The 14,032-nt window shown below is 34.3% G+C and carries 11 protein-coding genes and 1 pseudogene; 3 read left to right on the forward strand and 9 right to left on the reverse strand.

Annotation, left to right across the window (positions count from 1 at the left end):
- The 5 genes and pseudogenes from ACTG3Y_RS11650 to ACTG3Y_RS11670 form a co-directional block, all read right to left on the reverse strand.
- A pseudogene (locus ACTG3Y_RS11650) lies at window positions 1–233 on the reverse strand (OmpH family outer membrane protein); the annotation flags it as partial.
- 212 nt (window positions 234–445) lie between these two features.
- Window positions 446–1,306: a class I SAM-dependent methyltransferase gene (locus ACTG3Y_RS11655; RefSeq protein ID WP_439153099.1), complete on the reverse strand. Its 861-nt coding sequence runs from the start codon at window positions 1,304–1,306 to the stop codon at window positions 446–448.
- 87 nt (window positions 1,307–1,393) lie between these two features.
- Complete coding sequence (mnmG, locus tag ACTG3Y_RS11660; protein ID WP_439153100.1) at window positions 1,394–3,265, reverse strand: tRNA uridine-5-carboxymethylaminomethyl(34) synthesis enzyme MnmG; 1,872 nt, start codon at window positions 3,263–3,265, stop codon at window positions 1,394–1,396.
- A gap of 82 nt (window positions 3,266–3,347) precedes the next feature.
- On the reverse strand, window positions 3,348–3,758 hold the full coding sequence (gene ybeY, locus ACTG3Y_RS11665; protein ID WP_439153101.1) for an rRNA maturation RNase YbeY: 411 nt from the start codon (window positions 3,756–3,758) through the stop codon (window positions 3,348–3,350).
- A complete protein-coding gene (locus tag ACTG3Y_RS11670; protein ID WP_439153102.1) occupies window positions 3,751–7,278 on the reverse strand; it encodes a hypothetical protein in 3,528 nt (1,175 codons plus the stop codon). Before ACTG3Y_RS11670 ends, ybeY begins: the two co-directional genes overlap by 8 nt.
- A gap of 108 nt (window positions 7,279–7,386) precedes the next feature.
- Between ACTG3Y_RS11670 and ACTG3Y_RS11675 the strand changes: the two genes are divergently transcribed.
- Complete coding sequence (locus ACTG3Y_RS11675) at window positions 7,387–8,430, forward strand: alkane 1-monooxygenase (RefSeq protein WP_439153103.1); 1,044 nt, start codon at window positions 7,387–7,389, stop codon at window positions 8,428–8,430.
- 60 nt (window positions 8,431–8,490) lie between these two features.
- A complete protein-coding gene (gltX, locus tag ACTG3Y_RS11680; protein ID WP_439153104.1) occupies window positions 8,491–10,005 on the forward strand; it encodes a glutamate--tRNA ligase in 1,515 nt (504 codons plus the stop codon).
- Between the two features lie 5 nt (window positions 10,006–10,010).
- Here gltX and ACTG3Y_RS11685 read toward each other — a convergent pair whose 3' ends face one another.
- Complete coding sequence (locus tag ACTG3Y_RS11685) at window positions 10,011–10,709, reverse strand: hypothetical protein (RefSeq protein WP_439153105.1); 699 nt, start codon at window positions 10,707–10,709, stop codon at window positions 10,011–10,013.
- Between the two features lie 93 nt (window positions 10,710–10,802).
- On the opposite strand from ACTG3Y_RS11685, the gene ACTG3Y_RS11690 reads away from it, so the two are divergent.
- On the forward strand, window positions 10,803–11,735 hold the full coding sequence (locus ACTG3Y_RS11690) for an SPFH domain-containing protein (protein WP_439153106.1): 933 nt from the start codon (window positions 10,803–10,805) through the stop codon (window positions 11,733–11,735).
- A gap of 75 nt (window positions 11,736–11,810) precedes the next feature.
- Here the strand turns inward: ACTG3Y_RS11690 and ACTG3Y_RS11695 are convergent, their stop codons facing one another.
- From ACTG3Y_RS11695 to ACTG3Y_RS11705, 3 genes are all read right to left on the reverse strand, one after another.
- The gene (locus ACTG3Y_RS11695) at window positions 11,811–12,299 is read right to left on the reverse strand and encodes a DUF1761 domain-containing protein (RefSeq protein ID WP_439153107.1); all 489 of its coding nucleotides are present in this window, start codon (window positions 12,297–12,299) and stop codon (window positions 11,811–11,813) included.
- A gap of 93 nt (window positions 12,300–12,392) precedes the next feature.
- Window positions 12,393–12,602 carry a hypothetical protein gene (locus ACTG3Y_RS11700; protein WP_439153108.1) on the reverse strand — a complete coding sequence of 70 codons (210 nt, stop codon included), beginning with the start codon at window positions 12,600–12,602 and terminating at the stop codon, window positions 12,393–12,395.
- A 59-nt stretch (window positions 12,603–12,661) separates the two neighbouring features.
- On the reverse strand, window positions 12,662–14,032 hold a 1,371-nt coding region (locus tag ACTG3Y_RS11705; RefSeq protein WP_439153109.1), incomplete at its 5' end, for a glutamate--tRNA ligase family protein.

Here is a 14,032-nt window from a genome sequence, read left to right on the forward strand (position 1 = left end):
ATTCTCTGTGCTCTAATGCTTGCATCTTTTCTATCAAACTCATAACGCTGTATTAAACTATCTCTTCGTTTTATATATAGTTCATTCTTACCCTTATACTTTTCTTCGAGATCTATTTTAGCTTGATACTCATTTATAACTTCAGATCGATCAACAAAACCTATTTTTTGAGTTTGTTGTTGGCAAGATGAAAAAGCAACAAGTACTAGTAATATTATAATTATTTTTTTCATGGTAAACGTCTAATTAAATTTTTGCAAATGTATAAAAGTTAGAACTTGAAACCTCTAAATTTTTAACTATAGATATTTTCTATAACAAAATTCATGTATTATTTTCAAAAACTATCGATTACGGCTTAAAATAACACTGTTTAAGAGGGTTTCTTCTTTAAGCTACATGATCATATAGAACAGAGGGTTTTGAACAATTAGTGTCGCTTATTTCAATTTGTTTGATGTTTTAGGATATAAATATGAGAAGATGCCTCTTTTGTGGACTTAGCTTTTAGATTTGATCTAAAACCAACCCAAAAGGCTTTAAAGGGATTCATGAATCCTGATTTATATTTTTCTGATAATAGACTTACATAATAAGCGTCAAATTTCATAGGCAGTGTTTTTTCTAAAATAAAACTCTCTATGCCCAATAATTTAGATATTGAATTTTTCGAAAAATGCCAAAGGTGTCTTGGCACATCATAAGCAGCCCAATAGTTTTTGTAATGTTTAGCGTCATAACTTTTATAATTCGGAACCGCAATTACTAAAGTTCCATTTGGTTTTAATAATTTTTTAAATAAAGTTATATTCTTTTCTAAATTTGGTAGATGCTCCAGAACATGCCAAAGGGTAATCACATCAAAACTATTTCCCTTTAGATTTTGTAAATATTGTATTTCATATACCGAATTGTCAGTTTTAGCGTTTGCAATTTGTCTTGCTTTTTCATTAGGCTCGATACCTGTAACTTCCCAATTATCTTTTTTTGCGGTATCTAAAAAATCTCCTGTTCCACATCCAATATCTAAAAGGTTTTTACCATCAGTATTGAAGGAATTAATCAGTTTAAGTTTTTTCCTTAAAGAAATCTTCCTTACGATGTGATACACTTTTTCCAAAAGATTTCGCTTATTATCAGTGTGCGAAATATAATCTTCACTCTTGTAATACTCTGATAAATTTCCAGCTTCTGGTTGAGGAAATGTCTCCAACATATCATAAGCTTCATTATACAATAATTGGAATTCCTCACCTGAAACGGCATGATCTTTCACAGAAAGATATGTTAGTTGGTTGTCTGCCATTAGTGAATAATTTCGAGAGTTTAAACAATTGTGTTGGTAGCTGAAGCTCAACAAGCCGCCCTTATGTTCCACGTGGAACATAATAAATTACCGGCCTAAATAAACTAATAGAACTGATATGTCATTTGGTGACACTCCACTAATTCTTGATGCTTGTGATATGGTTACAGGTTTAATTTCTTTAAGCTTCTGCCTTGCCTCCATGCTCATAGATTTTAATAAAGAGTAATCAAAATTAGCAGGAATTTTAACATTCTCAAGCCTGTTTAATTTGTCTGCGTTGTTCTTTTCTTTCTCAATATAACCAGCATATTTAACTTGTATTTCAGTTTGTTCTACAACCTCCTTATCTAAGTTATTAATAGTAATATAATTGTGCACAGATTCTACTTTACGCATATCATCAATCGTAATATTTGGTCTTGCATATAACTTAAACATTTTGTCTTGTTGTTTAACTTTTGCGGAGTTTTTTGACTCTAAGACTGGATTAATTTCATCTGGCTTAACACTCGTATCCTTAAAAAACTGCACAAATGCATCAGACTTTGATTGCTTTTCTTCCATACGTCTTAAGCGATTTTCTGAGGCTAATCCTAATTCATAGCCTTTTGGTGTTAATCTAAAATCTGCGTTATCTTGTCTAAGAAGTGTGCGGTATTCGGCTCTAGAGGTAAACATTCTATAAGGTTCTTCTGTACCCTTAGTAATTAAATCGTCAATTAACACTCCAATATAAGCTTCGTCTCTTCGTAGTGTAAAAGCATCCTTCTCTTGAACCTTCAGACTTGCATTTATTCCCGCCATTAATCCTTGAGACGCTGCTTCTTCATAACCCGTAGTTCCATTAATTTGACCAGCAAAGAATAAGCCCTCAACTAACTTTGTTTCTAAGGTGTGTTTTAATTGTGTTGGTTGAAAATAATCGTATTCTATAGCATAACCAGGTCTAAAGAATTTTACTTTTTCAAAACCTGCTACAGAACGTAAAGCCTTAAACTGAACATCTTCTGGTAAGGACGTCGAAAATCCATTTACATAAACTTCAACCGTATTCCAACCTTCTGGTTCTACAAATAATTGATGCCTGTCTTTATCCGCAAAGCGATTAATTTTGTCTTCTATCGAAGGACAATATCTAGGGCCTACACTTTTTATTCTTCCGTTAAACATCGGTGAACGATCAAATCCCTCACGCAATAAATCATGAACTTCCGGACTTGTATATGTCATATGACAAGAGCGCTGTTTAATTAACGGCTTTGTAACATCCAAATATGAAAACTTCTCAGGGTTTTCATCTCCAGGTTGTTCTATCATCACAGAATAATCTAACGATCTTCCATCTACTCTTGGTGGTGTTCCAGTTTTCATGCGACCCGAATCAAAACCAATTTCAATGAGCTCTTCAGTAATTCCAGTTGCAGCTCTTTCGCCGGCTCTTCCTCCACCAAAATTTTTATCACCAATATGAATTAAACCATTTAGAAAAGTCCCATTAGTTAACACTACTGTTTTTGCCTTTACTTCAATTCCTAATGATGTTTTTACCCCTACGATTTTATTGTTTTCGACAATTAAGCCCGAGACCATTTCTTGATAGAAGTCAAGGTTAGGTGTTTGCTCTAATAATAATCTCCAGTCTTCAGCAAAACGCATTCTGTCACTCTGTACTCTTGGGCTCCACATTGCAGGTCCTTTAGACTTGTTGAGCATCTTAAATTGAATCGCAGATGTATCAGACACAATGCCACTATAACCACCGAGCGCATCAATCTCTCTGATAATTTGACCCTTCGCTATACCTCCCATTGCAGGGTTACAAGACATTTGTGCAATGTTCTGTAAGTTCATAGTAATTAATAATGTCTTACTTCCCATATTAGCAGCCGCAGCCGCAGCCTCACTACCAGCATGACCAGCACCAACAACAATTACATCATAAACATCATTAAACATATCTCTAAGTCTTATTGTTCCACGTGGAACATTCTAGGTTTTAAAATTAAAATTTTGCAAATATACGTTGAAATAGTATTAATTACGAAAGCTTAGCCAAGTAGTAATCTTCCTTGGACCTCATCACCTCAACTTCTTTCTCTGATTTGTCTTTATAGCCACAGCAGTGTAATACTCCATGCACCATTACCCTTGCTAATTCATCTTTAAAGTCCACTTTGTATAGAGTGGCGTTTTCTTTAACTCTGTCAATAGAAATGTAAATATCACCTTGTAGTTTTTTTCCTACTGAATAGTCAAAGCTTATAATATCTGTAAGTGTATCGTGATTTAGAAACTCTACATTGATTTTATGCAGATAATCATCTGAACAAAAAATATAATTAATCTCTCCTTCTTTACAATCTTCCTCATTTATAACATTTGAAATCCACTCAGCTCTTAACGAAGGATTAACTAGTTTAAAATCAGTTTCGTAATTGAAATTAATCATTGGTAGTTTTAAAATACTCTTGAATCTTTCTCTTGTATTGATTTTGCAAAGGTAGTGCTTGTCTATTTAATATTTCGGTTGTATTAAAATATTGTTTCGCCGTAGGTATTTGGCTTTGATTAGTTTGGTTGAATTCTTTTTTATTGGTTTCGGATTTTCGCTTAGAATCTTGTCCTTGCATAAACGTCGCGTTTTCTAACTTCAATAACTGATGTTGTAAATCCATCATCTTTTGCAGTGTCTGATTTGTAAAGCCGGTATTCAATAAATCTAATTCTATTTCCTCCATTTGTTTTATTAACTCTCCTGCTGATTTAATTTCACCCTTTTTAGACAGTTTATCTTCAAGTGCCTGACGCAATTGTTGTTGTTGCTGATAGATTTTAAACAACTCTACATTTTGTTCTTCGCTTCCGCCTTCTCCATAACCATCATTCTTTTTCCCTTTACCATCAGACCCTTCACCTCTATTCTTTCCATCCTTACCTGATTTTCCATTTTCACCTTCTTTACCACTTTGGCTCCCTTCACCACTCTGTTCACCATTCTGACCGCTTTGTCCGCTTTGACCTTGTTCACCCTGTTGTCCTTCTTCTCCAGGTTTTTTATCCTCTCCATCTTTTCCTTCTTCGCCTTTCTCACCAGGATTCTCACCTTCTCCTTTTTCTCCTTCTTCACCCTTTTTAACGCCTTCTTCCATTTGCTTATTGAGCTCCTCTTGACTCATAATAATGTCAGGTAGTTGCATATCACCCTCACCCGATCCAGGTGATGGATTCATAGAAGCCTCCATGTTATCTAGCACATCACTTAAGAAACTTGCCAATTCATTACTTGCGGTAATAGCATATTGCTGCGAGGCCACACCTTGATATAATCGATTTTCTGTAAGTAGATTTAGTGCTTTATCTATATTGAAATAAACATCTGTTATTTGAGAATTAACTTGTTCAGATAGTTTAGGTTGTCTTAAGGATAATGCAAAAAGACTATCGTCGATGTGCTCAAAATGTTCTCTTAAGTTACTTTGCTCAATGATATATTTACCATACTTGTTATTATCAATATCAATAACCTCAAAAGTATTCATAAGTTCCTCTTGATCAAACGAATAGAGCAATAAGTTCTCTAAGATTTGTCGCAACATATCAATATCCTCTGACATCTGCTCTCCGCCACCGCCACCACCGCCGGCCATCATTTGTTTCATCTTCTCTCCCATTTGCCTCATCTTTTGAGAGGCCTTCCTTTGGCTCTTCTTAGCTTTCTGTTGTTGCTCTTGTGCTTCCTGAGGTTTTTGTTCACTTTCCCTTTGTTCCTTTTTCTCAAGGGCTTCTTTAGCTTCATTCTGATCAAACTTTACTCCTTCTTTCAGAAACTCATCAACAGGAACTTTCATAGGCTTTTGTAAGCGTCGATCTTCTTGTTTAAGATCGTCCATGTCTTTCTGAAGCTCATCAAATTCTTTATTCAGTTTTTCCTGTTCTTCTTTCGTATTTTCTTTGTTCTTTTTAGAAAGCTCTTCTTGTTTTTTGGCTAACTCCTCGAGTTTGTTGGCAATTTTTTCTACCTTTTTCATAACATAGAAACGCTTGGTTAATTCCAAAAGCTGTTTCATGCTTCGCTTCTTATTCTTATTCTGCTTAGCGAGTTCTTCTAGTTTTTGAGTGAACTCTTCTTTATTTATTTTATCTTTTAATTTCTCTAATTCTTCTAAAAGCTTTTCGTCTTTTTTAAGTTGTTCTTCATTTTCTTTCAATCGGTCTTTAAGATCTTCTTTAAATTGATCTTCTTCTTTTTTCTCGTTCTGAAATTCTTCTAAATTATCCTGAAGTTTCTTGTTGAAGTTCTTCATGAGTTGCTCCTGTTGCTTCTGGCGCTTTAAAAAATCTTCGAATTTCTTTTTGTCATTAAAATTTAGGCTTTCTTTCTCTTTTTGTGTTTTTGAGATTTCTTCTAACTTTTTATCTTGCTCTTTAAGCTTTTCAAACGTTTTACTAATGTCTTGAATAGTTTCGTTTTGTTCTTGTAGCTGCTTTTGTTCTTCTTCTTCCTTTGTTAACTTTCTGTAATTAAAGACACTACTTTTTGTGCGCTTGTAGCTGTGTAAAGCATCATTATCAAACACCTCAAAATAAAGCTGATAACTCACACCTTCTTCTAAATTAAACTGATTAGGAAAAGCGCTTACAAATTCGCTAAAATTAGATTTTGAAATATTAATTGGTTCAACAACCTTTTTTGATTCATCATCAGAAGGATAATAAACCAACTGAAGCTTACTTAACCCATAGTCATCATTTGCCTGACCATAGAAATACAGGCTTTGTTGGTCTAAAGAATCTACCTGAACCTGAATACTTAATTCTGGATAAAGGTCTTTAACAACATCAATGTTGTATGATAGGTTTTCATAATCTATTAAGCTTTCATTACTTGTTGTAATGCTATAATTATAATTTTTGAATAGACGCTTTGATGCCTCATAGTTATCGATATCTACAGCTTTAAAGGTTATAGTGTCCTCTGCATAAAGACTAACTCTGTTAGTGGCTTTTGTTTTTGCTTTCCACGTCACCTTAGTTCCTTCAGGAATTATAGCAGAACCCGTACTTTTAAGCACTTCATCTTGTTTCTTGGTGTGTGCTGGATAATCTAAAACCATTTCAAAATTCACCAAATTAGGCGTATTTAACACACTTAACATATAGGGTTTGGAGACGACATCATTAGCAGCTAAAATAAACTCGATAGGTTCTTTTGGTAATGTAAATACAAACTGAAATTCACCAGGTGCTAATTGTTGTAAGAAATAGGATTGACCATCAAATTTTATCTGTGCGTTTTCTGGTAAAACGTCTCCAACAATTTTTACATTCAGTTTAAAGTCTTTATTCTCAATAGCGTTCAATGATTCGTTAACTACAAAAAACTGAAACGGAGCAGGTGGCTCGTAAGCTGTTTGATAGTTTACCACACGTTCGTAACTATCGCTAAACCAATCAACCTTTCCTGTTAAAAACGACATTAGCAAAATAGCAATTGGAATGGCTGCATATTTTAAGTATTTGGTGTTTGACTTAAAGTTTATCGCGGATTTAAATGGAATAGGTTGTAATTCTTTAGATTTTTGTTCAATTCCAGCAATTAATAAGTCTGACTGTCTTGGGTTTTGGTTTAGTTGAAGAACGTTTAATAATTTATCATTGACTTCTGGAAAATGATTTCCAATTAGTTTAGAAGCTGTTTCGTAATTAATACCTTTTCTGAATTTGAAGAGATGAAGCAATGGAATTGCAATAAACTTAACAAAAAGACCAAGCTCTACGGCTATAAATGTCCAAAACAAAATAGTTCTTGCTGTTGGATTTAACCATAACATAAATTCAACAAACAATGTGATAATGAGATATAACAAACCTGTTGCGAAAAACAAGATTGTGCCCTTAAGAAGTTCATTGGTATAATAACGCCTAATAAACTGCTCTAACTTATGTTTTATAGTTTCAAAATTGCTCATATATATCTAACTGCCTAAACTACAATTTTATTTTAATTGTAGTTTCCCTAAATTTGGTAAGATTCTGTTAATTTAGAGCATTTAACAGTTAAATACATTGAATTTTCGATGAAAGACTTAAAATACTTAGCCGCATTTTCAATTCCCGCAGTAGCTTTTCTAGGATTATATCTTAAAGGGTATTGGGTTTGGGCAACTCCTGTATTTGCCTTTGTTTGTATTCCCGTTTTGGAATTGATTTTTCCTGTAGACACCAAAAATTTAAAAGCAGATGAAGCAGAACATCAGCTAAAAAAGAAAGTCTTTGACTGGTTATTATATTTAAACCTACCCTTAGTCTATGGCTTGATCATACTTGCTCTCTATACTGTTTCAACAGGTGGTTTAGCAACATATGAGCTTATGGGCTTAATTCTTTCTGTTGGTATAGTGTTAGGTGTAAACGGTATCAATGTTGGGCATGAATTAGGCCACAGACAAACTACAAACGAACGTTTTATTGGTAAGGCATTGCTACTTCCATCGTTTTATATGCATTTTTATATAGAACACAATTACGGTCACCACCTTAATGCTGCAACCCCTGAAGATCCAGCTACTGCCAGATATAATCAAAGTGTCTATTCGTTTTGGTTTACATCTGCCATTAGACAGTACTTTAGTGCCTGGAAAATTCAACTTAAATTACTCAAAAATAACGGACAATCGTTTTTCTCTTTTAAAAATGATATGTTTTGGTATTTGATCATTCAGGTAGCTTATATAATAGCGGTTATTCTTGTTTTTGGAAAACTAGCTATGATTTTTGCCATTCTAAGCGGTATTGTAGGCTTTATTCTTCTTGAAACTGTTAACTATATAGAACACTATGGTTTAATCAGGTTAAAAACTAAATCTGGGCGTTACGAGCGCGTAAGAGAAGTACATTCCTGGAATTCTAATCATGTTATTGGGCGTATTGTATTATATGAGTTAACCAGACACAGCGATCACCATTATAAATCTTCTAAAAAATATCAGGTTTTAGATTGCCACGACGAAAGCCCGCAAATGCCTTATGGTTATCCTACATCAATGGTTTTGGCAATGTTGCCTCCGCTTTGGTTTAAGATAATGAATAAGCGTGTGCCAGAAGCAATGGTTACATCTTAAAGGTTTATTTACTTTGTTCTAAAACCTTATCAAACTATCTTTGCTTTTTAATTATAAGTTATGTCAAAAAACGTTCGTGTACGCTTTGCTCCAAGTCCAACAGGACCATTACATATTGGTGGTGTAAGAACTGCATTATTCAATTATTTATTCGCTAAAAAACATGGTGGTAATTTTGTGCTTCGAATAGAAGACACCGATCAAAACCGTTATGTTGAAGGTGCTGAGGAATACATTGTTGAAGCATTGAACTGGTGTGGAATTCCTTTTGATGAAGGTCCAGATGAAAATGAAAAGTTTGGTCCCTACAGACAAAGTCAACGTAAGCATTTATATAAACAATATGCCAATCAATTGCTTGATAGCGGAAAAGCCTACTACGCTTTTGACACACCCGAACAGTTAGCTGAACACCGAAAAGGACACGAAGCAGAAGGCAAAACCTTTATATACAATTGGCACAACAGAGAAAAAGGCCGATTAGTTAATTCTTTAGTCCTCACAAAAGAGGAAACAGAGGCTAAAATTGAGGCTGGCGAACACTATGTGGTGCGTTTTAAGTCGCCACAAGACGAAACGCTTCATTTAAAAGATATTATTCGAGGTGACATTACAATAGACACGAATGTATTAGATGATAAAATTCTATTTAAAAGCGACGGTATGCCAACATACCATTTAGCAAATATAGTAGATGATCATTTAATGCAGATTACACATGTTATACGAGGCGAAGAATGGTTACCTTCTCTAGCACTGCATCAACAATTGTACGATGCATTTGGTTGGGAAGCGCCAGAATTTGCACATTTACCTTTAATTCTAAAACCAACAGGAAAGGGAAAATTAAGTAAACGTGATGGTGACAAAATGGGCTTTCCTGTGTTTCCCTTAAAATACACAGCCAAAGACGGAACCGTTTCTCGCGGTTACAGAGAGGATGGTTATTTTCCGGAAGCAGTAGTTAATTTTTTAGCGTTATTAGGCTGGAACCCTGGAACAGAACAGGAAATTTTTAGCTTAGAACAGCTTGTGAAAGAGTTTGATTTAACACGTGTTCATAAGGCTGGAGCACGATTTGATCCTGATAAAACCAAATGGTTTAATCACCACTACATGCAAAACCAATTAGATCTTGATTTAGCTAAACAATTTCAATCCAAGAACATACTACTAAAAGACATTGACATCAATTACATTGCCTTAGTGGTTGGACTAATTAAAGAGCGCGCCACTTTTGTGAGTGATTTTTGGGAACTGAGTCATTTCTTTTTTGTTGCACCAACAGATTATGATGCTAAAGCGGCTAAAAAAGCATGGAAAGATGATACCGATGACTTAATGCGCGAATTAGTAGCTGTTATTGAGGCTACTGAGGCTGATTCTGCAGAAACTCTAAAAGTTGCTATAAAAGAGTGGATTTCATTTAAAGAATTAGGGTTTGGTAAAGTTATGATGCCGTTACGGTTATCATTGGTCGGAGCACTACAAGGGCCTGATGTTTTTGATATTATGTTTATGATTGGTAAAGACGAAGCGATTAAAAGAATAGAAATCGCAATAGAATCATTTTAGCATAATTAAAATGTAATCAGAAGCTCAAAGGTTAACATCGACAGGTTGCCTTTAAAGTCTGAATCTCTTGAGTGTGGTGCTATCTCAGAGCTACTATCATTGAGTTTATTAAGCATGTTAGTAAACCCATAAATATACTGTGCTCTAAGTTTAAAAGACCCAAAACCTAAAGTGGTTCCCACTACTCCATTCACATTGAACTGAGAAATATCTTCTAAATCTTTTGCTAGTATGCTTACATCATTATCTAAAATGATTAATTGATTATCTACATTAGAAGATTGTGCCTCTAATTTTCCGTTATATTGAAGCATTGGGCCAATATCTAAGGTTAAAAGGTTTGGAATGGCTTTTACGTGAAACATAAAAGACAATTGAGCCGCAAACATCTTATATTCAATATATTTATCTGTCGACACACCGGCATCGAGCTCAGAACCAGCAATTTCAATATTATTTTCAGAAAGCTGCATGCCGTAACTGACATTATACCATTTATTAGGTAAATCTCCTGTTGCTGAAGCACTAATTAACCAACCGTTTCCTTTTTTTGTCTCAAAATTATCGGTTATAATATCAAACTGAGTAAGTCCACCGCCTAAGGCAAATCCATTTTTTATAATATATCTTCTATGCTGGGCATTACTTATTGTAACAAAAGCTATACAAATAACAACTAATAAGAGGTGTTTTGATTTTTTCATGTGTTTTTTTGAGCAATCAAGACAAACCTAAGTAAAATTATTTAATATTACTTACTTTTAATATCTCGTATTATCTAACCTTAAAAACTTGTTATGGATCAATTTATTTTAGTTCCGATTATTTTTATCGGATTACTTATTCTTATTTCTTCATTCTTTGTCGTTAAACAAAAATCAGCTGCAATTATTGAGCGCTTTGGTAAATTTCATAGTATTAGACATTCTGGCTTGAAAATTAAAATTCCATTAGTCGATAAAATTGCAGGGCGATTGAGTTTAAAGATTCAGCAACTAGATGTTATCATTGAAACTAAAACCTTAGATGACGTTTTTGTACGTCTTAAGGTGTCCGTACAATATCGCGTTATTAAAGATAAAGTTTATGATGCATTTTACCAATTAGACTATCCTCACGATCAAATTACTTCATATGTATTTGATGTTGTGCGTGCCGAAGTCCCTAAAATGAAATTGGATGATGTCTTCGTTAAAAAAGATGATATTGCTTTAGCGGTAAAGGCCGAATTAAATGATGCTATGTTAGAATATGGCTTTGATATCATTAAAACTTTAGTCACAGACATTGATCCAGATGCGCAGGTAAAAGCGGCTATGAATCGAATTAATGCTGCTGACAGAGAAAAAACTGCTGCACAATTTGAAGGTGATGCAGCACGTATTCTAATTGTTGAGAAGGCTAAGGCCGAAGCAGAAAGTAAGCGCTTACAAGGACAGGGTATTGCCGACCAAAGGCGGGAAATTGCTCGTGGTCTGGAGGAATCTGTTGAAGTCTTAAATCGTGTTGGTATTAACTCACAAGAAGCTTCCGCCTTAATTGTTGTAACACAACATTACGATACCTTACAATCTTTAGGTGAAGAAACCAATAGTAATTTAATTTTATTACCCAATGCCCCACAAGCTGGTAGTAATATGCTCAACGATATGGTCGCTAGTTTTGCAGCGAGTAATCAAATTGGTGAGGCTATGAAGAGGGCTGAAGAAGACAAGAAAAATAAAGCATAATATTCTTTTTATAATCTATAAAAAAACCCTTGAAACATCTGCTTCGAGGGTTTTTATTTTTTGCTTTCAAATTTATTATACCCAACCACATAAAATTGCTCCCATAATTGTTAAGGTTAAGGTCCAATAACCAACATTAATTAAAATATGCTTCCAGGATTGACGCTCAAACAAACCGTTGATTCCCATGATTGGTAAAACAATAAATATACCTGCTAGTAAACCATGTAACGCTCCATGTTTATAGGTTCTAAAAGCTGAACCATAATCATCCATAAAGGCTTGAAATGAAGGTAAAATTCCTTCTACTGTTGGATCACCTCCAATCATCTGAACAGCAACAGTTTGGTGAATGGTTAGAAACTGCAAGAAGAAGGATAATAGTAATGAAAAAAGAAGTGATAGACCAAAAATCACAGCCATATTAGCACCTTTCATCTTTTCTTCGGTCATGCCAGACTCACGCATCCAAACATTACCAAATAATAACGGGTTGTACCATAAAAAGCCCAAAACTACTGGCACAACAGCAGCAACTAAAATTGCTAAGTAATTAAATTCCATTGATATTGATTTTATAGTTGGTGATAGAAAGGTACAAAAAAACCTTAGACATAATACTTCTAAGATTTTGATTAAGTGGTTTTTAATACGTTTTTAATGGTCTTTTTTATATTTCGATATTAGTTCCTTTAATTCGTTTAAATAATTCTGTAAATCCTCTTTATTAAGTGTTGGACTGGTATTTGAGCCTTCTGGTAAAGTACTTCTTGTTTCATTAAGATATTTTGTAAGCTCAGGGTAATTGTCCTCTATGTTTCTGGTTATGGTAGCAATTTCGGTTAATATTTGATTTGTATCTTTCATAAAATTGTGATTTTACTAAAAGATAAGGATTTACATAGTTTTTGCCTCTCAAATAATTGTTAAACCTCTGATGCTTCAGCAACTAAGAGTTCATTTTTATCATCTAATGCTTTTGAGATATATTCATTAATAGCATCATTGCGTTTTAAGCCCTTATTAAGCAATTCCTTAAGGACAATCATTACGGCGATACGTGTACCTGTTTTTTTAACAGCTGTACCAAATAAAGGCTCTAATTCATCATAAGACACATTCTGAGAAAGCTTTTGTATCTCAGCTTTTGTTTTTTGCTGCTTTTCGTTTGGCATGTTAGTATATTTTTTGCCTAATTGTTGAATAAGACTTATAGCAGAACGCTCCTGTTGTGGTTTCTTCGTTTGCTGTTGTTTATTCTGAGATTTTGGCTTCTGTTTAGCCCAACTATCTCTTAAACCAACTGTTTTGTTAAATACTAAATGTTCTGGTTTAGAATCATCATCTACATTAAAATAGCCTATGCGCTGAAACTGAAATCTTTCACCTACTTCAGCATCGGCTAAACTTGGCTCTAAATAGCCTGTTCTGACTCTTAATGAGTTAGGGTTTAAAAATTCCATAAAATCTTTATCCTTATCGCTATCTGGAGATTCGTGCATAAATAAACGATCATACTCTCTCACTTCTGCAGTAATAGCGTGCTTAATTGATACCCAGTGCAGTGTTCCTTTTACTTTTTTAGATGTATCTGTATCGTAAGTACAATGAATTTCTGTAACATCTCCGTTTTCATCTTTAACAACATCGTTAGCTTTAATTATGTAAGCATTTTTCAGTCTAACTTCTCCACCTAATTTTAATCTAAAAAACTTATTACCTGCTGCTTCTTTAAAATCTTCTTTTTCAATATAAATTTCTCTAGAAAAAGGTACTTTCCTGTAGCCCGCGGCCGCATCTTCCTGATTATTCTCAGCTTCTAACCATTCTTCTTGATCTTCAGGAAAGTTCGTGATGACCACTTTTACGGGATCTAAAACAGCCATGACCCTGTTTGCTGTTTTGTTTAAATCTTCTCTTATACAGAATTCAAGTAAGGATACATCAATGACATTTTCGCGCTTCGCAACACCTACTTTGTCAATAAATTGTCTAATAGAATTTGGAGTATATCCTCTTCGTCTTAAGCCAGAAATAGTCGGCATACGTGGATCGTCCCAACCAGAAACTATGCCTTCATTTACTAAGCGCAATAATTTACGCTTACTCATTATGGTATAACTTAAGTTTAAACGCGCAAATTCACGTTGTTTTGGCGGCAGTGGTAATTTATCCTTCGCGTAATCGTAAACATTATCCCTAAACCAATTATAAAGCTTTCTATGAGGCTTAAATTCTAGCGAGCATAGTGAGTGTGATATCTGCTCAATATAATCACTTTCGCCATGGGTCCAGTC

It is taken from the genome of Winogradskyella sp. (assembly GCF_965656915.1).
Taxonomy (GTDB): Bacteria; Bacteroidota; Bacteroidia; order Flavobacteriales; family Flavobacteriaceae; genus Winogradskyella.